22 protein-coding genes, 1 tRNA gene and 1 pseudogene are annotated in these 24,149 nt (G+C 68.8%); 15 read left to right on the top strand and 9 right to left on the bottom strand.

All coding sequences use genetic code 11. The features are described 5' to 3' along the window. Nucleotides 1-17: 17 nt before the first annotated feature. Together YU1_RS0122680 and YU1_RS0122675 are read left to right on the top strand one after the other, a co-directional pair. Nucleotides 18-581, top strand: coding sequence for a hypothetical protein (locus YU1_RS0122680; protein WP_029006031.1), 564 nt, complete (start codon nucleotides 18-20; stop codon nucleotides 579-581). Nucleotides 582-591: 10 nt separating this feature from the next. After that, the gene (locus tag YU1_RS0122675; protein ID WP_084540057.1) at nucleotides 592-1,137 is read left to right on the top strand and encodes a GNAT family N-acetyltransferase; all 546 of its coding nucleotides are present in this window, start codon (nucleotides 592-594) and stop codon (nucleotides 1,135-1,137) included. Between the two features lie 2 nt (nucleotides 1,138-1,139). Here the strand turns inward: YU1_RS0122675 and YU1_RS0122670 are convergent, their stop codons facing one another. Continuing rightward, nucleotides 1,140-3,059: a propionyl-CoA synthetase gene (locus tag YU1_RS0122670; RefSeq protein WP_029006029.1), complete on the bottom strand. Its 1,920-nt coding sequence runs from the start codon at nucleotides 3,057-3,059 to the stop codon at nucleotides 1,140-1,142. A gap of 189 nt (nucleotides 3,060-3,248) precedes the next feature. Between YU1_RS0122670 and YU1_RS0122665 the strand changes: the two genes are divergently transcribed. From YU1_RS0122665 to YU1_RS0122655, 3 genes are all read left to right on the top strand, one after another. Then, the gene (locus YU1_RS0122665) at nucleotides 3,249-4,874 is read left to right on the top strand and encodes an acyl-CoA synthetase (protein ID WP_029006028.1); all 1,626 of its coding nucleotides are present in this window, start codon (nucleotides 3,249-3,251) and stop codon (nucleotides 4,872-4,874) included. A gap of 135 nt (nucleotides 4,875-5,009) precedes the next feature. After that, nucleotides 5,010-6,761: an ABC transporter ATP-binding protein/permease gene (locus YU1_RS0122660; RefSeq protein ID WP_029006027.1), complete on the top strand. Its 1,752-nt coding sequence runs from the start codon at nucleotides 5,010-5,012 to the stop codon at nucleotides 6,759-6,761. 110 nt (nucleotides 6,762-6,871) lie between these two features. Continuing rightward, nucleotides 6,872-8,206 carry a chloride channel protein gene (locus YU1_RS0122655; RefSeq protein ID WP_029006026.1) on the top strand — a complete coding sequence of 445 codons (1,335 nt, stop codon included), beginning with the start codon at nucleotides 6,872-6,874 and terminating at the stop codon, nucleotides 8,204-8,206. Nucleotides 8,207-8,240: 34 nt separating this feature from the next. Here YU1_RS0122655 and YU1_RS0122650 read toward each other — a convergent pair whose 3' ends face one another. Beyond that, entirely contained in the window at nucleotides 8,241-9,047 is an 807-nt protein-coding gene (locus tag YU1_RS0122650) for a ChbG/HpnK family deacetylase (RefSeq protein ID WP_029006025.1), read from the bottom strand. Next, entirely contained in the window at nucleotides 9,044-10,045 is a 1,002-nt protein-coding gene (locus tag YU1_RS30780; protein ID WP_051357212.1) for a glycosyltransferase family 2 protein, read from the bottom strand. The genes YU1_RS0122650 and YU1_RS30780 overlap by 4 nt, the downstream gene beginning before the upstream one ends. Nucleotides 10,046-10,347: 302 nt before the next feature. Here YU1_RS30780 and YU1_RS0122640 point away from each other — a divergent pair, with 302 nt between their 5' ends. Next, nucleotides 10,348-11,181: a universal stress protein gene (locus tag YU1_RS0122640; RefSeq protein WP_029006024.1), complete on the top strand. Its 834-nt coding sequence runs from the start codon at nucleotides 10,348-10,350 to the stop codon at nucleotides 11,179-11,181. 169 nt (nucleotides 11,182-11,350) lie between these two features. Here the strand turns inward: YU1_RS0122640 and YU1_RS0122635 are convergent, their stop codons facing one another. Next, nucleotides 11,351-12,040 (bottom strand): DUF1013 domain-containing protein, encoded by a 690-nt coding sequence (locus YU1_RS0122635; RefSeq protein ID WP_029006023.1) that lies wholly within the window; start codon nucleotides 12,038-12,040, stop codon nucleotides 11,351-11,353. Between the two features lie 839 nt (nucleotides 12,041-12,879). Between YU1_RS0122635 and YU1_RS0122630 the strand changes: the two genes are divergently transcribed. From YU1_RS0122630 to YU1_RS0122610, 5 genes are all read left to right on the top strand, one after another. Then, complete coding sequence (locus tag YU1_RS0122630) at nucleotides 12,880-13,509, top strand: hypothetical protein (RefSeq protein WP_029006022.1); 630 nt, start codon at nucleotides 12,880-12,882, stop codon at nucleotides 13,507-13,509. A gap of 112 nt (nucleotides 13,510-13,621) precedes the next feature. After that, nucleotides 13,622-14,587 (top strand): 4-hydroxy-3-methylbut-2-enyl diphosphate reductase, encoded by a 966-nt coding sequence (ispH, locus tag YU1_RS0122625; protein WP_029006021.1) that lies wholly within the window; start codon nucleotides 13,622-13,624, stop codon nucleotides 14,585-14,587. Between the two features lie 3 nt (nucleotides 14,588-14,590). Further along, on the top strand, nucleotides 14,591-15,556 hold the full coding sequence (locus YU1_RS0122620; RefSeq protein WP_029006020.1) for a homoserine kinase: 966 nt from the start codon (nucleotides 14,591-14,593) through the stop codon (nucleotides 15,554-15,556). After that, the gene (rnhA, locus tag YU1_RS0122615; RefSeq protein ID WP_029006019.1) at nucleotides 15,553-16,005 is read left to right on the top strand and encodes a ribonuclease HI; all 453 of its coding nucleotides are present in this window, start codon (nucleotides 15,553-15,555) and stop codon (nucleotides 16,003-16,005) included. The genes YU1_RS0122620 and rnhA overlap by 4 nt, the downstream gene beginning before the upstream one ends. Before the next feature lie 66 nt (nucleotides 16,006-16,071). Beyond that, a complete protein-coding gene (locus tag YU1_RS0122610; protein WP_029006018.1) occupies nucleotides 16,072-16,308 on the top strand; it encodes a FitA-like ribbon-helix-helix domain-containing protein in 237 nt (78 codons plus the stop codon). 99 nt (nucleotides 16,309-16,407) lie between these two features. Here the strand turns inward: YU1_RS0122610 and YU1_RS0122605 are convergent, their stop codons facing one another. The 3 genes from YU1_RS0122605 to YU1_RS0122595 form a co-directional block, all read right to left on the bottom strand. Further along, complete coding sequence (locus tag YU1_RS0122605; protein WP_029006017.1) at nucleotides 16,408-17,514, bottom strand: polyamine ABC transporter substrate-binding protein; 1,107 nt, start codon at nucleotides 17,512-17,514, stop codon at nucleotides 16,408-16,410. Between the two features lie 70 nt (nucleotides 17,515-17,584). After that, entirely contained in the window at nucleotides 17,585-17,887 is a 303-nt protein-coding gene (locus YU1_RS34945; protein ID WP_035716399.1) for a DUF1328 domain-containing protein, read from the bottom strand. A 113-nt stretch (nucleotides 17,888-18,000) separates the two neighbouring features. Then, complete coding sequence (locus YU1_RS0122595; protein WP_245263422.1) at nucleotides 18,001-18,402, bottom strand: hypothetical protein; 402 nt, start codon at nucleotides 18,400-18,402, stop codon at nucleotides 18,001-18,003. Between the two features lie 180 nt (nucleotides 18,403-18,582). Here YU1_RS0122595 and YU1_RS30770 point away from each other — a divergent pair, with 180 nt between their 5' ends. After that, nucleotides 18,583-19,524: a diacylglycerol/lipid kinase family protein gene (locus YU1_RS30770; protein WP_051357210.1), complete on the top strand. Its 942-nt coding sequence runs from the start codon at nucleotides 18,583-18,585 to the stop codon at nucleotides 19,522-19,524. 106 nt (nucleotides 19,525-19,630) lie between these two features. Here YU1_RS30770 and YU1_RS0122585 read toward each other — a convergent pair whose 3' ends face one another. Then, entirely contained in the window at nucleotides 19,631-20,383 is a 753-nt protein-coding gene (locus YU1_RS0122585) for an SIMPL domain-containing protein (protein ID WP_051357208.1), read from the bottom strand. Nucleotides 20,384-20,761: 378 nt separating this feature from the next. Here YU1_RS0122585 and YU1_RS0122580 point away from each other — a divergent pair, with 378 nt between their 5' ends. The 3 genes from YU1_RS0122580 (at nucleotide 20,762) to YU1_RS0122570 (ending at nucleotide 23,010) form a co-directional block, all read left to right on the top strand. After that, nucleotides 20,762-21,352 carry a TMEM175 family protein gene (locus tag YU1_RS0122580; RefSeq protein WP_029006014.1) on the top strand — a complete coding sequence of 197 codons (591 nt, stop codon included), beginning with the start codon at nucleotides 20,762-20,764 and terminating at the stop codon, nucleotides 21,350-21,352. A gap of 194 nt (nucleotides 21,353-21,546) precedes the next feature. Beyond that, nucleotides 21,547-21,622: transfer RNA gene (locus tag YU1_RS0122575), tRNA-Ile, on the top strand. 125 nt (nucleotides 21,623-21,747) lie between these two features. Continuing rightward, nucleotides 21,748-23,010: a tyrosine-type recombinase/integrase gene (locus YU1_RS0122570; protein ID WP_245263421.1), complete on the top strand. Its 1,263-nt coding sequence runs from the start codon at nucleotides 21,748-21,750 to the stop codon at nucleotides 23,008-23,010. A gap of 895 nt (nucleotides 23,011-23,905) precedes the next feature. Here YU1_RS0122570 and YU1_RS34535 read toward each other — a convergent pair. Beyond that, a pseudogene (locus tag YU1_RS34535) lies at nucleotides 23,906-24,149 on the bottom strand (IS701 family transposase); the annotation flags it as partial.

The raw sequence follows: 24,149 nt of genomic DNA, 5'->3' as shown, positions 1-24,149 counted from the left end.
CGTCCAGGGAGGCGGGCTTGATCGGCCGGACTGTCGCGCGTTCCGCCCGTCTGGCATCCCGCTCGGCATCCCGTCTGGCGCCCCTGCTGGCGGCTGCCGTCGCCCTGGCCGGCTGCTATTCCACCAAGGACCCGCTGATCGAAAGCGGTGACGGCGTGGAGATTTCCGGCGCCTATACCTGCCGGGAATATGCCACCGGGCGGCACCAGGGCTTCACCTTCCGTGCGCGCAAGGACGGCAACTTCTTTCCCGACTACAGCTACGCCGCGAACCGCAAGGTCTACCGCTTCCGCAAGCTCGACGAGGCGACCTACCTCGCCCAGGAGGGCGACGAGCGCAACCGGCAGGTCAATTTCTTCTTCATCCGGCCGCAGGGCCAGGACGTGGTGGTGCTGATGCCCGATCTCGCCGGCCGCCCGGAGGCGATCGAGAGCCTGCTGCGGGCCAACCGCGTCTATCTGGCGGGCAAGACCGGCAACGGCACCTTCCTGCTCGACGGCACGGACAGGGACAAGCTTCGCTTCCTCAGCCAGCTCGCGCCGGGCCTGCTGACCGAAGTGGCGGTGTGCAGGCCGGATTGAGCCGCGCCCAATGACCCCGGACGCCGCCGCGAACCCGCCCTCCTCCCACCTGATCCTGCGCACCGCCGCGCCCGCCGACCGGCCCGCGCTCTCCGCCCTCTCCGCCGCCGCGCGCGCCCGCTACCGGACGCTGCCGGGGTTCGCCGCGATCGCCGCTGCGCCGCCGGTGGCGCCGGAGCGGTTCGCGGACGGCGAGGCGCTGGTCGCCTACCGGGCGGACGATCCGGCGCCGCTCGGCTTCGCGCTGCTGCGGCCGCTGGACGGGCTGCTGTATCTCGACAACATCTCGGTGGCCGCCGACGCCTCGGGCCAGGGCATCGGGCGCGCCCTGCTGGCCGGCGTCGAGCGGCGCCGCGCCGCGCTCGGCCTGCCGGCGGTGACGCTGACCACCTTCCGCGCGCCGCCCTGGAACGGGCCGTGGTTCCGCAGGCAGGGCTTCCGCCCTTTGCCGGCGGAGCGGATCGGGCCGGGGCTGGCGGCAGTCATCGCCCGCCAGTCGCGCAGCCTCGACCCGGCCACGCGCGAGGTGCTCTGGCGCGTGGCGGAGGGGCTCTGAGATCAGACGCCGAAGCCGCGCTCCTTCAGCACCTCGGCGATCTCCTCCAGCGTGCCGGCGTCGTCGATGGTGGCGGGCGCCGTCCACGGGTCGGAATCGGCGATCTTCTTCATGGTGCCGCGCAGGATCTTGCCGGAGCGCGTCTTGGGCAGGCGGTTGACGGTGAAGGCCAGCTTGAAGGCCGCCACCGGGCCGATACGGTCGCGCACCAGCGCCACCAGTTCCTTCTCGATGATCGCCGGGGAGCGCCGCTCGCCCGCCTTCAGCACCACGAAGCCGCAGGGCACCTCGCCCTTCAGCGCGTCCTTGACGCCGATGACGGCGCATTCGGCCACGTCCGGATGCGAGGCCAGCACCTCCTCCATGCCGCCGGTGGAGAGGCGATGGCCGGCGACGTTGATGATGTCGTCGGTGCGGCCCATGACGAAGACATAGCCGTCCTCGTCGATGAAGCCGGCATCGGAGGTTTTGTAATAGCCGGGGAATTCGTCGAGATAGGATTCGCGGAAGCGCTCGTCCTGCTGCCACAGCGTCGGCAGGCAGCCGGGAGGCAGCGGCAGCTTGATGACGATGGAGCCCATCACGCCCGCGGGCAGAGGCTTGGCCGCCTCGTCAACCACGTGGATCTCATAGCCGGGCATGGCCACCGTGGGCGAGCCCGCCTTCACCGGCAGCAGGCCGAGGCCCACCGGATTGGCGGCGATGGCCCAGCCGGTCTCGGTCTGCCACCAATGGTCGATCACCGGCACCTTCAGATGGTTCTCGGCCCAGTGGATGGTGTCGGGGTCGGCGCGCTCGCCGGCCAGGAACAGAGTGCGGAACTGGGAGAGGTCGCGGCCGGCGAGATGGGTCGCCTCCGGGTCCTCCTTCTTGATGGCGCGCAAGGCGGTGGGGGCAGTGAACAGCGCCACCACCTTGTGCTCCTCGATCACCCGCCAGAAGGCGCCGGGGTCCGGCGTGCCCACCGGCTTGCCCTCGTAGATCAGCGTGGTGCAGCCCATCAGCAGCGGGGCGTAGACGATGTAGGAATGGCCCACCACCCAGCCGATGTCGGAGGCGCACCAGAACACCTCGCCGGGGCGGATGCCGTAGAGATTCTCCATGCTCCAGCGCAGCGCCACCATGTGGCCGCCGGTGTCGCGCATCACGCCCTTGGGCTTGCCGGTGGTGCCGGAGGTGTAGAGCACGTAGAGCGGGTCGGTGGCGCCCACCAGAGCGCAGTCCACGCCATAGCCGGTGGCGGCTGCCGCCGCGCGGCGCTCGGCCCAGTCGTGGTCGCGGCCCTCCACCATGGTGCCGGCAAGCTGGGGGCGCTGGAGGACGAGGCAGGCGGACGGCTTGTGCTGCGCCATGGAGATGGCGAGGTCCAGCAACGGCTTGTAGGGCACCACGCGGTTCGGCTCGATGCCGCAGGAGGCGGCGAGCACCACCTTGGGCCGCGCGTCGTCGATGCGGGTGGCCAGCTCGTTGGCGGCGAAGCCGCCGAACACCACGGAATGCACCGCGCCGATGCGCGCGCAGGCCAGCATGGCGACCACCGCCTCCGGCACCATGGGCATGTAGAGGACGACGCGGTCGCCCTTCTCCACCCCGAGGTCGCGCAGGATAGCGCCGAGCACGCGCACCTCGGCGAGGAGTTCGGAATAGGTCAGCGTGCGCTTGGAATCGGTGACCGGGCTGTCATAGATCAGCGCCGCCTGCCCGCCGCGCCCGGACGACACATGGCGGTCGACGGCGTTGTAGCAGGTGTTGGCCACGCCGCCGGTGAACCAGCGGCCATAGACGCCGTGGTCCTTGTCGAACACCGTGCCGGGCTGGGCGATCCAGTCGATGTCCTTGGCGGCGGCGCCCCAGAAGGCCTCCGGGTCCGCTTTCCATCGCGCATAGGTCTGCGCATAGCGGCTGCGGCTCTGGTCGAGCATGGCACGTCCTCCCGGTATCTCTGTCTTCTCGTTGCGGCGATTGACGCTTAATGGCCGGGACGAGGCAAGTCCGATCTTTTGCGTAAGACCTTGGTCTGGTGCCCGGCCGATTGCGCGGCGGCAACGGGCTCGGCTACGGTCCCGTTCAACGCCAGACACAACAATACGTTTCCCGGAGGAAACGCCGCCATGGCCAGCATCTTCGACCGCCACCTCGACCGCAACCCGGCCAATTACCAGCCGCTGTCGCCGCTGGGCTTCCTGGAGCGGGCGGCCAGCGTCTATCCCGACCATGTGGCGGTGATCCACGGCGGGTTGCGGCGGACCTATCGCGACCTCTACGCCCGCACCCGCCGCCTCGCCTCGGCGCTGGCGCAGCGCGGGGTGGGCACCGGCGACACGGTGGCGGTGATGCTGTCCAACACCCCGCCCATGCTGGAGGCGCACTATGGGGTGGCCATGTGCGGGGCGGTGCTGAACACCTTCAACACGAGGCTCGACGCCGCCATCCTCGCCTTCACCATCGACCATGGCGAGGCCAAGGTGCTGATCACCGACTGCGAGTTCTCGCCGGTGATCAAGGCGGCGCTGGCGCTCGCCACCCGCAAGCCGCTGGTGATCGATTACGACGACCCGGAATATGCCGGCCCCGGCGCCCGCATCGGCGAGATCGAATATGAGGACTTCCTCGCCTCAGGCGACCCGGAGTTCGCCTGGGCGCCGCCGGCGGACGAGTGGGACGCCATCTCGCTCAACTATACCTCGGGCACTACGGGCGACCCCAAGGGCGTGGTCTACCACCATCGCGGCGCCCACCTGCTGGCGGTGGGCAACGTGGTGACCTGCCACATGGGCGCGCACCCGGTCTATCTGTGGACGCTGCCCATGTTCCACTGCAACGGCTGGTGCTTCCCCTGGTCGGTGTCGGTGGTGGCCGGGACGCACGTGTGCCTGCGCCAGGTGCGGGCGGAGGCGATCTACGACGCCATCGCCGCGCACAAGGTCACCCACATGTGCGGCGCGCCCATCGTCATGTCCACGCTGCTGAACGCGCCCGAGGCGGAAAAGCGGCCGCTGCCGCACGCCGTCTCCTTCATCACCGCCGCCGCCCCGCCGCCCGCCGCCGTGCTGGAGGCGATGCAGGACGCCGGCTTCCACGTGGTCCATGTCTATGGCCTCACCGAGGTCTACGGCCCGGCGGTGGTTAACGACTGGCACAGCGAATGGGACGCTTTGCCCAGCGCCGAGCGGGCCGCGAAGAAGGCCCGCCAGGGCGTGCGCTACAGCGCGCTGGAGGCACTCGACGTGCGCGACCCCGACACCATGGCGTCGGTGCCGGCGGACGGCGAGACCCTGGGCGAGGTGATGTTCCGCGGCAATGTGGTGATGAAGGGATACCTCAAGAACCCCACCGCCACGGATGCCGCCTTCGCCGGCGGCTGGTTCCATTCCGGCGACCTCGGGGTGAAGCATCCCGACGGCTATATCCAGCTGAAGGACCGCTCGAAGGACATCATCATCTCGGGGGGCGAGAACATCTCCTCCATCGAGGTGGAGGACGCGCTCTACAAGCATCCGGCGGTGAGCGCGGCGGCCGTGGTGGCGCGCCCCGACGACAAATGGGGCGAGACGCCGGTGGCCTTCGTGGAGCTGCGCGCCGGGGCCAGCGTGACCATGGAGGAGCTGGTGGCCCACTGCCGCAGCCATCTGGCCGCCTACAAATGCCCGCGCACCATCCTGTTCGAAGAGATCCCCAAGACCTCCACCGGCAAGATCCAGAAGTTCAAGCTGCGCGAGATGGCAAAGGCGCTCTGAGCCGGCGCCGCGGGGGACGCAACATCAGCCGCCGCGGCGGCGCTTTTCTTGCGAAGTGGTAATGTCGCGGCCATGGTCTCGCCATCCAATGGGGGCGTAAGCTGGCGGCGACATTCCTCTTTCGCCAGAGCACAGATGCGCGCCCTCCTGACGTTACTCAACGACATCCGCCGCCTGGCGCTGCCCTATTTCCGCAGTGGGGAGCGCTGGACCGCCATCGGCCTGCTCGGCGCGGTGATCGCGCTGGAACTGGCCTGGGTCTATGTCACCGTCCTGCTCAACCGCTGGAACAACGCCTTCTACGACGCCATCCAGGAGAAGGACTTCGCCGCGTTCAAATACCAGTTGCTGGTGTTCTGCGGCATCGCGGCGGGCGCCATCTGCATCGCGGTCTATCAAGTCTACCTGAAGCAGTGGCTGGAGATCCGCTGGCGGCGCTGGCTCACCCAGCGCTATTTGCAGCACTGGCTGGGCGACGACACCCACTACCGCCTGCGCCTGTCCGGCGACGCGGCGGACAATCCGGACCAGCGCATCGCGCAGGACGTGTCCATGTTCGTCAGCCAGACCATCGGCGTCGGCGTCGGCCTTTTGGGAACCATCGTGTCGCTGGTGTCCTTCTCGGTCATCCTGTGGGGCCTGTCGGGGGCCATCAACCTGCAATTGTTCGGCCTCGACATGCACATCCCCGGCTATCTGTTCTGGGCGGCGCTGATCTATGCGGCCATCGGCACGCTGATCACCCATTTCATCGGCAAGCCGCTGGTGCGGCTGAACTTCGACCAGCAGCGCTACGAGGCGGACTTCCGCGTCGACATGGTGCGGGTGCGCGAGAACAGCGAGCAGGTCGCCATGCTGGCCGGCGAGGCGGCGGAGAGCCGCAAGCTGGAAGGGCGCTTCTCGCGCATCTGGGGCAATTACATCGGCCTGATGAAGGCGCAGAAGCGCCTCACCTGGTTCACCGCCGGCTACAACCAGATCTCCAGCGTGTTTCCCTATGTGGTGGTCTCGCCCGGCTATTTCGCCGGCGCCATCCAGCTCGGCACGCTGATGCAGACCGGCTCGGCCTTCGGCTCGGTGCAGGGCGCCTTCTCCTTCTTCATCAGCTCCTATTCGACGCTGGCCGAATGGACCTCGGTGGTGAACCGCCTCACCGGCTTCGAGGCGGCCATGCAGGTGGCCAAGCGCGACGACGGCGCGCGCGCCTTCCCGCACCGCCGCACGCCGACCCAGCAGGCGGCGCTCAGCCTGTCGCAGATGGACGTGCGCCTGCCCGACGGCGCGCCGATCGTGGCGGTGGACGGCCTGTCCATCGAGAAGGGCGAGCGGGTGCTGGTCACCGGCCCGTCCGGCGCCGGCAAGACCACGCTGTTCCGCGCCATCGCCGGCATCTGGCCGTTCGGCAGCGGCGTGGTGGCCCTGCCCGAGGGCGCGCGGGTGATGATCCTGCCGCAGCGGCCCTACCTGCCGGTCGGCCGGCTCGACGAGGCGCTGTCCTATCCTCTGCCCACGGAGCGGTTCGACAACGCCCAGCTCACGGAAGCCCTGGAGGCGGTGGGCCTCGGCGGTCTGGTGCCCCGGCTGGAGGAGCATGCGCTGTGGCCGCACGTGCTCTCGCTCGGCGAGCAGCAGCGCTTCTCCATCGCCCGCGCGCTGCTGGAGAAACCGGACGTACTGCTGCTGGACGAGGCCACCGCCGCCCTGGACGAGCCGGCGGAGGCGGCGCTCTACGGCCTCATCCGCCAGCGCCTGCCGGCGACCACCGTGCTCTCCATCGGCCACCGGGCGACGCTGAACGCGCTGCACGACCGGGCGCTGGTGCTCTCCGGCGCCGGCCTGCCCCGCCAGCTCGTGCCGGGGCCGGCGCTCCAGCCCCAGCCGGCCTGAGCGCCGTCATCATCGGTTGACGCTGCCCGCTTTCGCCCTGTAACGGCTCAGGCAGGCTCCCGTGCGGCGGAGCCTGCCCGGCTGCGGCACTCGGCGAAAGGGACTGGGGCATGTTCAGACGCGACCTGCGGCGCATCCGCTTTGCCCTCACCTCGCGGATGCTGTGGAAGCGCCGCATGGTGTTCCTGCTCGGGGCGGTCGCGGTGGGCATCGCCTCGGTGGTGTTCGCCAAGATGGCGGACAGCTCGCAGGAGGTCTATGTCCACCTCATACGGCAGGCACCCTACGCGCTGCTGCTGCTCACCCCGCTCGGCTTCGGCCTGTTCGCCTGGGCGACCGCCCGCTACTTTCCCGGCGCCCAGGGCAGCGGCATCCCGCAGGCCATCGCCGCGCGCCGCTCCGGCAGCCCGGCCCATCGCGCCCGCCTGCTCTCGGCCAAGGTGACCATCGGCAAGATCGTGCTGACCTGCGCCGGCCTCGCGGTCGGCGGCTCCATCGGCCGCGAGGGGCCGACCGTGCAGCTCGGCTGCGCCATCATGGTGGCCATGGCCGCCTTCGCCGGCCTCGGCCGGGCCAACGGGCTGATCCTGGTGGGCGCGGCGGCGGGCATCGCCGGGGCCTTCAACACCCCGCTCGCCGGCGTCATGTTCGCCATCGAGGAGATGGCGAAATCCTACGACAAGCGCCTGTCCGGCCTCATCGCCTCGGCGGTGGTGATCTCCGGCATGGTGAGCCTGACGCTGGTCGGCCAGTATTCCTATTTCGGCACCATCCCGTCGGAGGCCTTCAACCCGGTGGGCTGGAACGCGGTCGTGTTCTGCGCGGTGGTGGGCGGCGTCGGCGGCGCCATCTTCTCGCGCGGGCTCGTCGGCCTGTCGGCGGCGCGCGGTCGGATCATGGGACCGCTGAAGAAGCGCCCGTTCGTGTTCGGCGCGCTATGCGGGCTCGTCGTCGCCGTGCTGGCCATCGCCACCGACGGCTTCGCCGGCGGCTCCGGCTACGCCCCCACCCGCGACCTGCTGGAACAGGGCGTCACCTCGCCCTGGTGGTATGCCCCGGTGAAGCTCGTCACCACGCTGGTGTCCTCGGCCAGCGGCATCCCCGGCGGCCTGTTCTCCCCGTCCCTGTCGGTGGGGGCGAGCGTCGGCGCGGCGCTGGCGCCGTTCATGCCGTCCATGGACGTGCGGGCGCTGGCCATGCTCGGCATGGTGGGCTATTTCGCCGGCGTGGTGCAGGCGCCGCTCACCGCCTTCGTCATCGTCATGGAGATGACCAACGAGGTGCATCTGGTGGTGCCGCTGCTGGCGACCGCCCTGCTGGGCGCCGGCGTCTCCCGCCTGCTGGCGCCGGAGCCGCTCTATCACGCGCTGTCCTTCGCCTACGATCCCCTGCCGGAGGAGAGGCCGAAGCCGGGCGACAAGGCCGCCGACACCAAGGCGCCCTGACGCGGCGCCCCGGCGCGCCGGGCCCCGGCCGGGCTCAGCGCAGCTGGGCCTGGGTGGTGAGCAGGATCTGCGGCAGTTGGGCGCCGGCCAGCACCTCGTATTCCGCCTCGCGGGCGCGGGTCAGCGGGTCGCGCTTGACCAGGGCCTCGTCCACCAGGCCGGGATGCACCATCACCAGGCCGCCGTCGCCCAGCCCGTTGATGAAATGGGTGAGGATGCGGCCGTAATTGGTGCCGAGCTTGAAATCATAGGCCCCGGCGAAGCCCCGGTTGACGGTGAGCCCGGCCGCCTTGGCCTCCTCGGCGAAGCCCCGGGCCAGGAAGCCGATGAAGCGGCCCTTGGGATCGAGGCCGTTGAGCGAGCCGTCGGCGGGGGTGCAGTCGCGCACCCAGGCGTTGGGCGCGCGGCGGCGCGTCACCTCCAGCACCGCCTCGCGCACGGTGGGCAGGAGGTGGACGTGCTGGTGCCCGTCCACATGGTCCGGCGGGCGGCCGAAGGCCTCCTCGAAGGCGATGAACTGGGTCTCCACCTCGGCCTTCACGTTCACCGGGTCGAGCCGGCGGGCGAAGGCCGTCAGCAGCAGCCGGCCCAGCGAGGGGAAGGTGGCGCCCTTGAAGCCGTGGGTCAAAGGCTCGAACGACCCGGTGAGGGTGACGTGCAGGCCGATGCTCGCCTGGCCGCCGGTGAGCGGCAGCAAGGCGTCGGCCTCCTCGAACAGGTCGGGCAGCACCGTCATGACGGAAGTGGCGTTGATGCGCCGCTCCGCCAGCAGCGCGCGAATGGCTTCGGAGACGCCGGGCGCGATCCCGTAATCGTCCGCACAGATGACAATACGCTTCACGGCAGTGCCTTGGGCAACTCCACGGCGGCGGTCCTCTCGCCGGCGGCGTCCGCATGGCGGACGGCGTGGTCGGCGACGAAATAGACCGGGCGCGATTTGATTTCGGACAGGATGCGGGCGATGTACTCGCCCATGATGCCGATCACCAGCAGCTGCACGCCGCCGATGACCATCAGGCCCACCACCACCGAGGGGTAGCCGGGCAAGGGGATGCCCCAGACGAGGCGTTCCACCACGATCCAGGAGCCATAGAGGAAGGCGGCGCCGGCGAGCGCCGCCCCGACCATGCCGGCGAGCCGCAGCGGCGCCGGCGAGAACGAGGTGAGCCCCTCCATGGACAGGCCCAGCAGGCGCAGGAAGCTCCAGCTTGAGGACCCATGCTCCCGCAGGGCGGGACGGTAGGGCACCGCCTTCTGGCGGAAGCCGATCCAGCTCGACAGGCCCTTGAAGAAGCGGTTGCGCTCCGGCAGGCGGCGCAGCGCGGCGGCGGCGCGCGGCGACAGCAGGCGGAAGTCGGCGGCATCCTCGGGGATGCTGGTGGAGGCGCCGAAATTCAGCAGGCGGTAGAACAGCTTCACGAACAGCCGGCGGGCGGCGGGCTCGTCGGTGCGGTCGGCCTTGACCGCATAAGCGACGTCATAGCCCTCGTCCTTCCACAGGCCGACGAAGGTCTCGATCATCTCCGGCGGGTGCTGGCCGTCGCCGTCCATGAACAGCAGCGCGTCGCCGCGCGCATGGTCGAGCCCGGCGAGCAGCGCCGCTTCCTTGCCGAAATTGCGCGACAGCGCCACCACCTGCACGTCGAGCCCCAGCGGCGGCAGGCCGGCGGCGATGTTCGCCGTCTCGTCGCGGCTGCCGTCGTCCACGTAGACGATCTCGATCCGCATGGCGCGCGCCGTCCCCACCGCCCGCGCGCAGGCGCTGAGGTTCTGGTGGAAGAACGGCAGGCCGGCGGCCTCGTTGTACAGCGGAACGACGATACTCAGGTCGGGGGTCATGCGCGGTGTCCAATGACGCCGATGAAGCTGGCATGGGAGGATGTAATTGTGTTCTGCGGCGGGCATACGGCCCACGGATTTTTTTTCATATCCCCCGGAACCCGTTCGGCGCGGCGACGTTGTGGGGATGGGACGATCAAATGCCCCCCAATTGATTGTCTCTCATAGACGCGGTCGCCTTCCCCCCAGGCGGCCGCGTTTTCCTTTTGAAAAGCGGGGATTTGCGACGGGTCAAGGCAGGGCGCCGGCGGCGCTTTAGGGTAAGGTCGCGTTGCCGACGCGGCTTGAGAGAGACCCATTCCATGATCCGGGACATTCTGGTCAACCTGACGCAGGGCGCCGAGAGCGATCCTGCGGCCCTTTATGCGGCGAGCCTCGCGGCCGCCTTCAAGGCCCACCTGACCGGGCTCGCCGTCACCTATGAGATCGACGTGCCGCCCTTCTACATGGGCGCCCTGCCGACCGACTTCATCGACCAGCAGATCCGCGAGAACGAGGCCGCCGCCGATCGCGCCGCCACGGCGTTCCGCGCCACCGCCACGGCCGCCGGCGTGACCTGCGACGTGCGGGCGCTGTCCGCCTCGCTGGGCGAGGCCGCGCAGGCCCTGTGCGAACTCTCCCGCCTGTTCGACCTCACCGTCGTCGCCCAGCCCGATCCGGACCGCCCCGGCCCGGAGGAGGTGATCGCCGAGGCCGCGCTGATGGAAGCCGGCCGGGCCGTGCTGGTGGTGCCCTACGTGCAGAAGCCGCCCTTCTCCATCGCCCGCATCGTGGTGGCCTGGGACGGCAGCCGGGCGAGCGCCCGGGCGCTGTCCGAGAGCCTGCCGCTGCTGCATCGGGCCGAGCATATCGAGATCTTCACGGTGCGCCGCGCCAATGACGGGGACACGGACGCCGGCACCACGGACCTGGAGCGCCACCTCGGCCGCCACGGCCTCGCCGCGCAGTTCCGCCACCTGACCATCGGCTCCGGCGAGAACATCTCCTCGGCGATCCTGAACGAGGTCTCGGACCAGGGCGCCGACCTCGTGGTGATGGGCGGCTACGGCCATTCGCGCCTGCGCGAGATGGTGCTGGGCGGCGTCACCCGCGAGATCATCGACAGCATGACGGTGCCGGTGCTGATGGCCCATTAAGGCCCCGTGCGCCGGCCCGCCGGCGCGACACGCAAAAAGCCGCCGGCCCGCCGGCGCATGACGCAAAGGCCGCCGGCCCGCCGGCGCCTCCCATGAAACAAAAACGGCGCCGCCCCACCGGGCGGCGCCGTTTGCATGCGTGGCGCGCCGCGGCACGCGGACGAGGGGATCAATCCTCCTCGTCCTCCTCCGTCTTGCGCGAGCCGCCGAGCTTGGCGAACACGGTTTCCAGGTCGAGCGATTCCCTGCGGCCGCTGGTGGGCTCGTCGCGATGGGTGGTGACGTCGGCGGGCAGCAGGGTGGCGCCGCGATCCTCGGCGGCGGTCGCCGGCCGGTCCTTGGCGGCGCGCTGCACTTCGAGGTCGAGGTCGATCTGGCTGCACAGGCCCAGCGTCACCGGGTCCATCGGGCTGAGCTGCGCCGAATTCCAGTGGGTGCGCTCCTTGATCGACTGGATGGTGGCCTTGGTGGTGCCGACCAGGCGGATGATCTGCGCGTCCTTCAGCTCGGGGTGGTTGCGGGTGAGCCAGAGGATGGCGTTCGGCCGGTCGTGGCGGCGGGACACCGGGGTGTAGCGCGGGCCCTTGCGGCGCTTGGGCTCCGGCAGGCGCACCTTCGATTCCTGGAGCTTCAGGTTATAGTTCGGGCTCTTCTCGCCCTTGTCGATCTCCTCGCGCGTCAGCTGGCCGGTGGAGATGGGGTCGAGACCCTTGATGCCCTGCGCCACCTCGCCGTCGGCGATGCCCTTCACCTCAAGCGGGTGGAGTTTGCAGAAGTCGCCGATCTGCTCGAACGTGAGCGCCGTGTTCTCGACCAGCCACACGGCGGTTGCCTTGGGCATCAAAGGAGCATTGGACATGGCGGCGGCCTCTTGGCTTCTCTTGAAGACGCGGACGGCGGGCAAACGTGGGGCCGCTCTGGTCCGCCCCCGGGGGTCCGGGAGGCGAGCCGCGGATCTCTCATCGATTGTCCGGGATGCCGCAACATAAGCGTTTCGCGCCGCCGATGCAAATAGCCCGGCGCCGCGGTGCCGGGCGCGCCTAAGGCCATGTCGGGCGCCGGCCTGCCCCGGCGGCCCGATTCGGCCGGCCCGGCGGGAGCCGATTTCCAGCTCCTGCCAATTTGGAGCTGAATTCATTCAAAATGAATGGGCTTTCGCACCGCACACATAAAGCAAGTTGATGGAACTCGCTGTCACAATGCTCGTTGTGGCTTCATCGGCCGGAGTGACGCATATTTCAGCTGTCATTCTGATGTCGTGGAGCCGGAGAAGGACTTGCCAAGCTCCGTTATTTGCGTCATCTGCATGGGCGTCCGGCAGCCGCCGGGTAAAAGACTGCGTTGGACCACCCACAGGTTGTGCGCGCAAAGCTTTGATGGTTAGCCATCAATACAACTGCAGCGCGATGACATTTCCTGCCGCGGATATGCCTGCGACGGAAGATGTCCGACCGGGACGGTGTGCCATCCACCCTGAGTTTTCGCCGGGCGGCGTATTCAACCCGGCGATGCGCGGGCTTTCCCGCGACGACTTGCGCAAGTGTTTTCCTTGCGTGCTGAACGTACGGTGGATCGTTGGTCTTCGGAACGTCAGCGTGTCGCCATAAGACTCTTGTAAGCGTTTTCGGTCATTATTCGTCGCTCACGCCTTTGGCGTCTGGGTCGCATTTTTGTTTTCTTAGCTGGAGGGGAGCTAGGATGAACTTTCTGTCGCATACGATGCTGATGGATAAGGTGCGCGGCAAGGAGCTGGGCATCGGCGCCCACCTGCTCGACGGCGTGTGGAGCGAGGCGCCCCGCGCCGCCGTGGTCACCATCGCCCTCGCCGCCGGCCTGATGCAGTTCGAAGGCGGGTTCGCGCCTTATGTGCTGGTCACTTCGCTGGCCATCGGCCAGGTGGTCTCCTGCGCTCGCGGCTTCTCCAATTTCCTCGACGCCCGCAACAATGCCCGCACCTTCGACGCGCCCCGCGTGCAGGCCTATCTGCGCCGCATGCAGGAGACCTCCGGCGACGTCATCATCGCCGCCCAGCGCGGCACGGCCTGGATCGTCCTGCGCCCCCGCAGCGAGGGCGAGGAGCGCCTGGAGGTGATGAGCGAGCAGGAGTACGAACGCTTCCGCGCCCAGTCGGTGGCCGCCCGCGCGGCGGTGAACGAGGTGCGCATCGTGCGCCGCAAGCTCACCAACACCCGCATTCGCAGCGGCTATACCTATGCTCCCGAGGAGCGCCGCATCGCCGACATGAGCGCCCACGGCAACCTGCGCTACAGCGCCTCGCGCTTCCTGGCGGTGGGCTCCGGCATCACCGAGGAAAGCAGCGCCTTCTGACGCCAGGGCCGGGCCGGCGCGCCCGCCCTCCCCGCGCGGGCCCCTCCCCGCCCCGCGCTTGACAGGAGGCGTCCGCCGATCCCATGTCCCCGGAGAACCACCGGGAACAGTCATGGCCGCGTCCAAGCCCCCACTCCGCATCCTGTTGTGCGCGCCGCGCGGCTTCTGCGCCGGCGTCGTGCGCGCCATCGATGCGGTGGAGCGGGCGCTCGCGCTGCACGGCGCGCCGGTCTATGTGCGGCACGAGATCGTGCACAACAAATATGTGGTGGACGGCCTGCGCAAGAAGGGCGCCGTCTTCGTCGAGGAGCTGGACGAGGTGCCGCCGGGCGATGCCCCGGTCATCTTCTCCGCCCACGGGGTGGCGAAATCCGTGCCCGAGGCCGCCGCCGCCCGCAACCTGTTCGCCATCGACGCCACCTGCCCGCTGGTCACCAAGGTGCATCGCGAGGCCCAGGTGCACCACAAGAAGGGCCGGCACATCCTGCTCATCGGCCATGCCCGCCATCCCGAGGTGGTCGGCACCATGGGCCAGTTGCCGGACGGCGCGGTGACGCTGGTGGAGACCGCCGCCGATGCCCGCGCGCTGGTGCCCGCCGATCCCGACAACCTGGCCTATGTGACGCAGACCACCTTGTCGCTGGACGACACGGCGGAGATCGTCGCCATCCTGCGGGAGCGCTTCCCCACCATCGCCGTCCCGCACAAGGAGGACATCTGCTACGCCACCACCAACCGCCAGGAGGCGGTGAAGAAGGTGGCGCCGCAGGTGGACGCCATGGTGGTGGTGGGCGCGCCCAATTCTTCCAATTCCCAGCGCCTGCGCGAGACCGCCGAGCGCGAGGGCTGCGCCGTCTCGGTGCTGGTGCAGCGCGCGAGCGACCTGGACTGGTCGCGCCTCTCCGGCCTCGCCAGCCTCGGCATCACGGCCGGCGCCTCGGCCCCCGAGGTGCTGGTGGAAGAGATCATCGACGCCTTCGCGGAGCGCTACGAGGTGAATGTGGAAACGGTGACGGCCGCGCAGGAGGACGTGTTCTTCCCGCTTCCCCGCGCGCTGCGCGAAGATGCGGCGGAGTAGAGCGTGGCGGTCTATACGGACGTTTCGGCGGCAGGGCTTTCGGACTACCTCGCGCGCTACGACATCGGCACCCTGGTGTCCTTCCACGGCATCGCCGAGGGGGTGGAGAATTCCAACTTCCTGGTGCAGACCACCGGCGGCACCTTCATCCTGACGCTCTATGAGAAGCGCGTCGACCCCGCCGACCTGCCCTTCTTCATCGGCCTGATGCAGCATCTGGCGGCCAACGGCATCTCCTGCCCGCAGCCGGTGGCGGCGCGCGACGGGGCGATGCTGGGCACGCTGGCCGGGCGGCCCTGCGCCATGGTCACCTTTCTGCCCGGCGTCTCGGTGCGCCGGCCGACCGCGCAGCATTGCGGGCAGTTGGGCGCGGCCCTGGCCAGGCTGCACCTGGCCGGCGCCGGCTTCGCCTTGACCCGGCGCAACGCGCTCTCGGTGGACGGCTGGCGGCCGCTGTTCGCGGCGGCGGGCGCGCGCACCGACAGCGTCCATCCCGGCCTTGCCGCCACCATCGCCGAGGAGCTGGACCTGCTGGAGGGCAACTGGCCGCGCGGCCTGCCCGCCGGCGTCATCCACGCCGACCTGTTCCCGGACAACGCCTTCTTCCTCGACGACGCGCTCTCCGGCATCATCGACTTCTATTTCGCCTGCAACGACCTGCTCGCCTATGACGTGGCGGTGTGCCTCAACGCCTGGTGCTTCGAGGCGGACGGCGCCTTCAACGCCACCAAGGGCCGCGCCCTGCTGGCCGGCTACCAGAGCGTGCGCCCGCTCGGGGCGGACGAGGTGGCGGCCCTGCCGCATCTGGCCCGCGGCGCGGCGCTGCGCTTCCTGCTCACCCGTCTGGTGGACTGGCTGAACGTGCCGGAGGGCGCCCTGGTGCGGCCGAAGGACCCGCTGGAATATCTGAAGAAGCTGCGCTTCCACCGGGCGGTGGCGAGCGCCCGCGATTACGGGCTGGCCGCATGAGCCGCATCGAGATCTGGACCGACGGCGCCTGCTCCGGCAATCCCGGCCCCGGCGGCTGGGGCGCCATCCTGCGCTCCGGCCCGCACGAGAAGGAATTGTCCGGCGGCGAGGCGCACACCACCAACAACCGCATGGAACTGATGGCCGCCATCGCCGCGCTGGAAGCGCTGAAGCGGCCCAGCGGCGTGGACCTGCACACCGACAGCGAATATCTGCGCAACGGCATCACCAAATGGATGATGGGCTGGAAACGCAACGGCTGGCGCACCGCGGACAAGAAGCCGGTGAAGAACCAGGACCTGTGGGAGCGCCTCGACCTGGCGCTGAAGTCCCATGACATCAAGTGGCACTGGGTGAAGGGCCACGCCGGCAACAAACTCAACGAACGCGCCGACCAATTGGCCCGCGACGGCATGGCGCCGTTCAAGCTGGGGCGTGGGGTGGCGTAAAGCTGCGGCGCGGACGCGGCGGTCGTATTATTGTGGCCGCAGTTCTTTCGCCCCAGGGTGAAGAAGATGGCCGGCATCACCATACGCAACCTGTCCGAGGCGACGCACCGCGCGCTCAAAGCGCGCGCGGCACAGCATGGCCGGAGCATGGAAGCGGAGATCCGCGACATTCTCGATCGCGCCGTGCGACCAACGACGGACATTCGGCTCGGCTCCGAACTTGCCGCCATCGCTCGCGCCTGTGGCGGCTTCGAGCTTGAGATCGAGCGGGACAAGGCGCCCTCCCCCACCGTGCGCTTCTGATGAAACGCCGAGCCTGAGCCCCGTCGGCGCGCCGATGGGCAAGCAAAAGGGCCGCGCGGCGCACGCCGGCGGCCCTCTGTCGTCACGCGAGGATCCGGCTCACTTGCCGCGCTTGAAGCTGTTCCAGGTCTTGGTGATCACCCGCTGCACGTCCTGCGGATTGGTGGTCACGGTGAACAGCTGGGCGAACACCTCCGGGGTCGGATAGATGGACGGATTGTCCAGCACCGCCTTGTCGATGAACTTCTGCGAGGCGAGGTTGCCGTTGGCGTAGGAGATGAAGTTGGAGTTCTTCGCCGCCACTTCCGGACGCATCATGTAGTTGATGAAGGTCAGCGCCTCCTCGACGTTCTTGGCGTCCTTCGGGATGGCGAAATTGTCGAACCACATCAGCGCGCCTTCCTTGGGGATCACGTAATCCACCAGAACCGGCTTCTTCTTGGTCTTCTTCGCCGCGTCCGCCGCGCGGGTCTTGGCCTGGAACACGTCGCCCGACCAGCCCACCGCCAGGCAGATGTCGCCGCGCGCCAGCGCGTTGATGTAGCCGGAGGAATCGAACTTGCGGATGAACGGCCGCGCCTTCATCAGCAGCTCGCCGGCCTTGGCGATGTCCTCCGGCTTCTTGCTGTCGGGATCGAGGCCGAGATAGCGCATGGCGGAGGGAATGATCTCCTCCGGCCCGTCCAGCATGTAGACGCCGCAATCCTTCAGCTTGGAGAGGATCTCCGGCTTGAACACGATGTCCCAGGTATTGAGCGGAATATCGCCCAGGCGCTGCTTCACCATGTCCACGTTGTAGCCGATGCCGGTGGTGCCCCACATGTAATTGACGGCATAGTCATTGCCGGGATCATAGACCGCGAGGCGCTTGGTGATCTCCGGCCAGGCATATTGCAGGTTCGTCAGCTTGGACTTGTCCAGCTTCATGAACACGCCGGCCTTGATCTGCCGTTGCAGGAAGGAGCCGGACGGCACCACCACGTCATAGCCGGTCTTGCCCGCCAGCAGCTTGGTTTCCAGCACCTCGTTGCTGTCGAACACGTCGTAGCGGACCTTGATGCCCGTCTCCTTGGTGAAGTCCTCCAGCACGCTCTCGTCGATATAGTCCGACCAATTGTAGACGTTCACCACCTTCTGCTGGGCCAGCGCGGGGCCGGCGGCAAGAGCCGCCACCCCGAGCACGGCCGCAAGAACGAAACGGCGCATGGTCTTCTCCCTCTGGACAGGCGGCGCGCGCGCGCCCCTGGGAGAAGGCTATTGCGGCAGCGCGGCAGGCTCAACAGGCGCGGCCGGCGACCGGGTGTCCGGGCGGCATTTTTCCGCCCAAGGACGCGGCCTCGGGCAGGTCGGCGGCGGCGATCATGGTGATGAGCGGCGCGGCGGGCTTGGCCGGCGGGGTGATCTCGCCGGCGGTGGCCCGCTCCAGCAGCACGAAGAAGCCGGCGACCGCCAGGGCGATCACCAGGAACACGCCGAACAACACGAGCGAAACCCGCCGCGCCACCTGCGAGACGGTGATGAAGCCCATGGACCCGGCGATGATCGACAGCACGAGGAAGATGGCGGCGTATTTCAGCATGGCGGCGCGCTCCGGCGGGGATGCTGGGAGAGCAACCCCGATCCCGCCGCTTCGTTCCAGCTCGTTAGGCGCCGGTTAACCCTGCCGGCGATGCCGGCGCCCAGCGGTGCCGCTCAGCGCCGATTCGCCCAGGCGCGGATCTCCCCCTTCAGCCGGCGGAAATCCCAGAAGGCGGCCAGCAGCACCACCAGGGGAATGGCGGCCAGCGTCAGCGACGTGCCCCGGCTCCAGTCCACGGCGTTGCGCAGGAAATCATAGGCCAGATAGGTGGTGACCAGCGTCACCAAGGCGGCGATGGCCCAATAGCTCTTGTTGGTGAGGTGGTAGATTGCCAGCCCCACCGCCAGCGCCAGCACCAAGGCGATCAGCAGCCCCCAGAGCGTGCCGAGCTGAAACTGCCGCGCCACGAAGGTGCCGCCCGACACGCACAGCAGCACGAGCGCGGCCAGCAGCAGAAAGCCGGCGCGCAGCCGCAGGATGGAGCTGGCCTTGCCGCCCGTCTCCGGCATCGTCATGATCGCATTCCCCCTTCACGCCGGCGCCACGGGGCGCCGCAAACTCGCGCTCCATATTGCCGACATCGTTTCGCCGCTCAAGGCGTCATGCTGGGCAGCTGACGCAGGAGCAGGTGCCGCGTGACGGATCAGGGAACTGCGGACGGGCCGCGCGGGTTGACGCGCACGGGAGGCTGCACCATGGGGCGGACGCTGGTCGTGTTGAACGCGAAGGCCGGGACCGTGATGGACCTGGGCGGAAAGGCCACCGCGGAGGCGGTGGACCGCGCTTTGACGCGCCCGGATCGCGACGTGGAGGTGCTGCTGGCGGAAGGCAAGCAGATGGCCCGCGCCATCCGCACCGCACCGCAGGAAGGCTATGACACGGTGATCGTCGGCGCCGGCGACGGCACGGTGAGCTATGCCGCCTCGGTGCTCGCCGGCACCGACGTCGCGCTCGGCGTGCTGCCGCTCGGCACCATGAATCTTCTGGCCTACGACATCGGCCTGCCGCGCGACCTGACCGCCGCCATGGCCGCGCTCGCCACCGCGCGGCCCATGCGCATCGACCTCACCACGCTGAACGGCCGTGCCTTCCACGGCGTCTCCGGCGTCGGCTTCTTCTCGCAGATGGCCATGGCGCGCGAGCAGGTGCGCCATTCGCGCGGCCGCATCTTCGGCTGGCTGTGGGCGCTCGGCCGCGCCATCTTCCGCTCCGGCCGGCTGTCGCTGGAGATCGAGATCGAGGGCCGGCGCGAGCCCATCGACGCTTATGCCGCCCTCGTCACCAGCAATCCGTTCGATGCGCCGAGTTGGCACCGCTCGCGGCTGGATTCCGGCCTGCTGGAGATCCATGTGGCGGAAGAGCGCGGCGCGCTGGCGCGACTGAAGGCCGGCGCCGACCTGCTGGTGGAGAACTGGCGCAACAATCCCGGCATCCATTCCTTCCAGGCCCGCGCCGTCACCATCCACGGCCTCCGGCGCCGGCGGGCCTGGGTGGCCACCGACGGCGAGATCACCCGCGAGACGCTGCCGCTGCGCTACGAGGTGCGGCCGCAGGCGCTCACCCTGCTGGTGCCGGCCAATGCGGTGCAATGGGCCGGCAGCCCGCCCGAGGCGCCGGAAGCGCGCACGGTGGCCTGACGCCGGAAGCCCGGCGCCCGCCGGGATGGACGGCCGAGCTGGCCGCCCCGGTGGCCGCCAGGGTGGCGATCACGGGCGCGATCACGTGCGCGCCCCCGCTCGCCGCTCAGCGCGGCTCCACCTCATAGACGATGGCGATCTGCGCCCGGGCCTCCGTCTCGCCCACCTCCACCGGCACCGCCATGGCGCGGGCATCGGCCTTCATCATCATCGGCGCGGGCGGGTAGGGCATGCTGTCGCCGCGCGGCTCGATGCGGCGGATGCGCACCAGCCGCACGCCGGCCGCGTCCGCCACCTGCTGGGCCTGGGCCATGGCGTCCTTCACCGCCGCCGTGCGCGCCTGCGTCTGCAGGGCCGAGGGGTCGGCCAGGTGGAAGCTCAGCCCGCTGGCCTGGTTGGCGCCAGCCTGCACCACCTTGTCCAGCAGCGGGCCGAGGGCGACGAGATCGCGCACCTTCACGGCGACGCCGTTGCGCACCTCGTAGCCGGACAGCTTGGGCGCCTCGCGCGAGCCCTGGGCGGGCTGGGAATATTGCGGCTGCACGGAGAAGCCCGAGGTGGTGATGTCCTTGGGCTCGACCCCGGCCTCCTTGATGGCGGCGATGACCTGCTCCATGGCCTTGGAATTGGCGGCCAGCGCCTCCTCCGCCGTCTTGGCGGTCACCACCACGCCGGTGGTCAGGGTGGCGAGGTCCGGCCGGGCGGCGGCGCGGCCCTGCCCGACCACGGAGAGCGTGGCGCGGGCCAGGTCGTCCGCGCGCGCCGGCAGCGCCACGGCGAGCCCCGCCACCAGCGCCGCCGCCGTCGCCACCCGGAGCTTGCCCCAGCGTCCCGTCCTGCCGTACCCGGCGTTGCGCATGCCGCTTCCCATCACTGCTGGTCCCCTCGCTGCCGAAACGTGCCCGTGGCCGCAACGGGCCCGGGCTGAAGCCGCCCGCGCCGCCACCGGCGCCGGATGCTCGGTCCGCGCCGTTCTGGCCCGCGGATGGTGAACATTTGCCGAAGGCCGCCCGGCGGCGGGCCCGGTCACCGGCCTACATCACGCGGGGAAGGCGGCGCCAATGGGGCGGCGCGCACCCGCCTCCCGAAGCGTCGGCTTCGCGCGTAAGCTCCCCGGCGGCGGGCCGGCCGGCCCGCGATTCGCCGCACCGGAGCCGGATCCGGTCAGGTCGGCACGACCTGGCCGGCGAAGCCGCCCTCACACCTCTCCACAGCCGGGAGCCGCCGGAAGGCCGCCATGAGACGCTTTGCCAAGTCCCGCGTGGAAGCGCTCACCGACGGCATCTTCGCCTTCGCCATGACCCTGCTGGTGCTGGACATCCGCCTGCCGGCGGACCTGCCCATCTCGGACGCGCGCGAGCTGACGGCGCAGATCCTCGGCCTGTGGCCGCAAGCGCTGACCTATCTCATCAGCTTCATGGTGCTGGGGGCGCTGTGGCGCTCCGGCACCGAGCTCGCCCGCCGGGCGGACACCGTTTCCGGCGGCCTGCTGAAGCTGTGGATGCTGTATCTGTTCTTCGTCACCAGCCTGCCCTTCTCCTCCGGCGTGGTGAGCCATTACGGCGGCATGGCCCCGGCGGTGTGGCTCTATGCCGCCAACATGTTTCTGCTGGGCGCGCTCGCCCTGCCGCTGAACCTGTGGGACATCGCCCGCGGCCAGGAGGCGGCGGCCCGCGCCACCCGCCAGCGCCTGCTGCTGTTCATGGCCTCCGCCGTGGTGTCGGCCCTCATTGCCTGCCTCGCCCCGCGCCAGGCGCTCTATGCCTATGTGCTGAACGGGCTCGGCCACCTGCTGATCCGCCTCCCCCCGCCGCCGCGCCGCAGCTAGAGCATTTCCCCGTTCCTTCGAATCGGGAAAATGCCCTATTTCTTTGTTTTATCGCGTTTTATTCCCGCGAACCGGGATCCACTTCGCTCGAAAACGCTCTAGCCGGCGGGCCGGGCGGCCCCCCGCCGCGCGGGCGGCGGCACCATCCCCACCCCGGTTGTTCGACGGCGCCAAGGTTGATAGGAGCTAGTCCGGGGCCTGTAGCTCAATGGTTAGAGCTGACCGCTCATAACGGTCTGGTTGGGGGTTCGAGTCCCTCCGGGCCCACCAAAGTGCCATCCACGGCGGTCCGCTACAATCCGCCTTAGTCCAACAAGAGCGAGTTTCTGTACGGGCTTCTGAGTTACGGTCGTCCGCCGCCGTTCGCTTCTGGTTGTTGGTATCCAGAGATTTTGTTGGTATTTTTGATGGCATGGGCAACCGTGCACGGGCGAGATACCAACATGCCGCTAACGGACACCGCCGTTCGAAATGCAAAAGGGCGTGAGAAGCCGTTCAAGCTCTCGGATGGAGGAGGCCTTTTCCTTCAGGTGCAGCCGGACGGCGCGCGCTACTGGCGCCTCGCATATCGGTTCGGCGGGAAGCAGAAGCTGTTGGCGTTCGGCACCTATCCGGCGGTGTCGTTGGCAGAGGCGCGCAAGCGCCGGGAGGCTGCGAAGGAGGTGCTGGCCTCCGGCGGAGACCCTAGCGAGGCCAAACGCGCTGAGAAGCGTGCAAACGCCTTGGAGGCGGCGCGCACGTTCGAGGCCATCGCCCGCGAGTGGTTTGCATCCAAAGAGCCGGGTTGGGTGCCCTCATATTCAGTGCGCCTGATGAGTCGGCTGGTGGCGGACGTGTTTCCTTCGCTCGGCCGGCGCCCGATCAACGAGATTGAGCCTCCTGACGTGCTGGACGTCATTCGCAAGGTGGAAGGGAGGGGAGCGGTCGAGCTTGCGAAGCGCGAGATGCAGGTCATTGGCCAGGTATTCCGCTTCGCCATCGCCACCGGCCGCGCCAAGCGCGATCCGACGCGCGACCTGGTCGGCGCCCTGAAATCCCCCGGCCGGCAGAAGCACCACCGCGCGATGACGCGGGAAGACCTGCCCGGCTTCCTCCGGGCCCTGGAGACCTATGACGGCGATCCCAAGACGCGTCTGGCGCTGAAGCTGATCGTCCTGACCTTCGTCCGCACCACGGAGCTGCGCGCGGCGAAATGGCAGGAGTTCGAGGGGCTGGACGGGCTGGAGCCGCTATGGCGGATCCCAGCCGAGCGCATGAAGATGCGCTTCGAGCACCTGGTCCCGCTGGCGCCGGCCGCCGTGGTGGCGCTGCAGGAGCTGCGCCCGCTGTGCGGCCGGAGCGCTCACCTCTTCCCCTCCCCAAGCAAGGAGGGATTCATGTCGAACAACACCATGCTCTACGGCCTGTACCGCATGGGCTACCACGGAAGGGCGACGGTCCACGGCTTCCGCGGCGTGGCATCCACTTGGCTGAACGAGCAGGGCTACGCCTCCGACTGGATCGAGCGGCAGCTCGCGCATGACGAGCGGGACGAGGTGCGAGGGGCCTACAACAGCGCCCAGTATCTCGCTGGGCGCCGAGAGATGATGTCTGCCTGGGCAAATCATCTGGGCGCAATGGGCGGAAATCGCGGCCTTGCGGCTCCGATGGCAGACTGACGGGTGAGGCAGGTGATTTGCCTCGCGCGTGCACGTGCGCGAGGCACTGTTTTCGGAGCCCGACGCGTGCGCGTGCACGCGAGGGAGTTTCGCAGCCAGCACGCGCGCCTGCACGTGCGCGGGAGAACATCCGGCCATGTGGATGGCGGGGATGGCCGCACAGATGAGCACGAACGCACTTGGACGTGCTAGGATTACCGTCGAACCAAGCAGCGTGAGTTCGAGATGGCATCGCCTGATGAATCCGAGGTTTGGGGCCTGCATTCAGCGCTGGCTTGGGTGGTGACCCGAGATTTGGATTTCACGCGGCGCATCCAACCGAATTGGCTCCGGCCAGACATCAGCCTTCCCAGCGACCCGCAGTGGCCAAGCGGGCTTGATCAGGATGTCGCTTGGCGCTCTCTCCACACTGCATGCACGACCACCGCGCAGCCAGCACTGAGCCTTTTGGGCTGCATAGGATCTGGTAGGGCTCCAGAGGCAATTCCGGCCACACTGCTGCGCCACTGCGATTGGGCATATAGCGCTGACAGGTCCGAGGCGTTTCTGACCATGTGCTGTGCGGTTGGCCCGATTGTTCAGATTCGACAGGTAAGGTTCTCTGCCGACGAGTTGACGCAGTGGTTTCCCGCATCAGGGCAAGTCCTTACCCCGGCAATGCGTTGGGAAGGAGCTCCGCCATCCGATGCGGGCTACATCCCCCTATTTGAGGCAGCCGCGTGGATCGCAACCTGCGGCGGCCAGAGACCCGTATTCCCCGATGATCTGGGGTACTGGGAAATTGCTTGCGCTGACGTAGTGCGTGAGGTCGCTAAAGGACGGCTCTCCCTAATCGGTAGAGCGTCCGGTTCGCCACTATCGTCTGTGATCGATGGCCTAGCACTACTTTGGCATTTTACGTCTGAAGCGCGCCCTGCATTGTGGACATCTGAGTGTGTCCGGCTTGAAGATCTGATCCAGGATGGCCTGCCGGATTGCCGGTAGGGTCGGCCGCGGAGGTGGGCCGGAGATCCTTTTTCCCCCCGCTCGCCTGACCAAGGCGTTGGTTCTGAAGGAAGGCGTAGGCGATCATCGTCATCACGGCGTGCCTGTGCAGTCCGCTCCAGGACCGGCCCTCGAAGTGATCGAGCCCGAGTTCC

The sequence above is a fragment of the Azorhizobium doebereinerae UFLA1-100 genome (assembly GCF_000473085.1).
Classification (GTDB): domain Bacteria; phylum Pseudomonadota; class Alphaproteobacteria; order Rhizobiales; family Xanthobacteraceae; genus Azorhizobium; species Azorhizobium doebereinerae.
The sequence above is the reverse complement of the archived record's forward strand: the minus strand, read 5'-3'. Positions and strand labels throughout refer to the sequence as shown.

Coding starts and splice junctions, on each gene's coding strand:
- YU1_RS0122675 (WP_084540057.1), top strand. CDS start 592: ATGACCCCGGACGCCGCCGCGAACCCGCCCTCCTCCCACCTGATCCTG.
- YU1_RS0122670 (WP_029006029.1), bottom strand. CDS start 3,059: ATGCTCGACCAGAGCCGCAGCCGCTATGCGCAGACCTATGCGCGATGG.
- YU1_RS0122665 (WP_029006028.1), top strand. CDS start 3,249: ATGGCCAGCATCTTCGACCGCCACCTCGACCGCAACCCGGCCAATTAC.
- YU1_RS0122660 (WP_029006027.1), top strand. CDS start 5,010: ATGCGCGCCCTCCTGACGTTACTCAACGACATCCGCCGCCTGGCGCTG.
- YU1_RS0122655 (WP_029006026.1), top strand. CDS start 6,872: ATGTTCAGACGCGACCTGCGGCGCATCCGCTTTGCCCTCACCTCGCGG.
- YU1_RS30780 (WP_051357212.1), bottom strand. CDS start 10,045: ATGACCCCCGACCTGAGTATCGTCGTTCCGCTGTACAACGAGGCCGCC.
- YU1_RS0122640 (WP_029006024.1), top strand. CDS start 10,348: ATGATCCGGGACATTCTGGTCAACCTGACGCAGGGCGCCGAGAGCGAT.
- YU1_RS0122635 (WP_029006023.1), bottom strand. CDS start 12,040: ATGTCCAATGCTCCTTTGATGCCCAAGGCAACCGCCGTGTGGCTGGTC.
- YU1_RS0122630 (WP_029006022.1), top strand. CDS start 12,880: ATGAACTTTCTGTCGCATACGATGCTGATGGATAAGGTGCGCGGCAAG.
- ispH (WP_029006021.1), top strand. CDS start 13,622: ATGGCCGCGTCCAAGCCCCCACTCCGCATCCTGTTGTGCGCGCCGCGC.
- rnhA (WP_029006019.1), top strand. CDS start 15,553: ATGAGCCGCATCGAGATCTGGACCGACGGCGCCTGCTCCGGCAATCCC.
- YU1_RS0122610 (WP_029006018.1), top strand. CDS start 16,072: ATGGCCGGCATCACCATACGCAACCTGTCCGAGGCGACGCACCGCGCG.
- YU1_RS0122605 (WP_029006017.1), bottom strand. CDS start 17,514: ATGCGCCGTTTCGTTCTTGCGGCCGTGCTCGGGGTGGCGGCTCTTGCC.
- YU1_RS34945 (WP_035716399.1), bottom strand. CDS start 17,887: ATGCTGAAATACGCCGCCATCTTCCTCGTGCTGTCGATCATCGCCGGG.
- YU1_RS0122595 (WP_245263422.1), bottom strand. CDS start 18,402: ATGACGATGCCGGAGACGGGCGGCAAGGCCAGCTCCATCCTGCGGCTG.
- YU1_RS30770 (WP_051357210.1), top strand. CDS start 18,583: ATGGGGCGGACGCTGGTCGTGTTGAACGCGAAGGCCGGGACCGTGATG.
- YU1_RS0122585 (WP_051357208.1), bottom strand. CDS start 20,383: ATGCGCAACGCCGGGTACGGCAGGACGGGACGCTGGGGCAAGCTCCGG.
- YU1_RS0122580 (WP_029006014.1), top strand. CDS start 20,762: ATGAGACGCTTTGCCAAGTCCCGCGTGGAAGCGCTCACCGACGGCATC.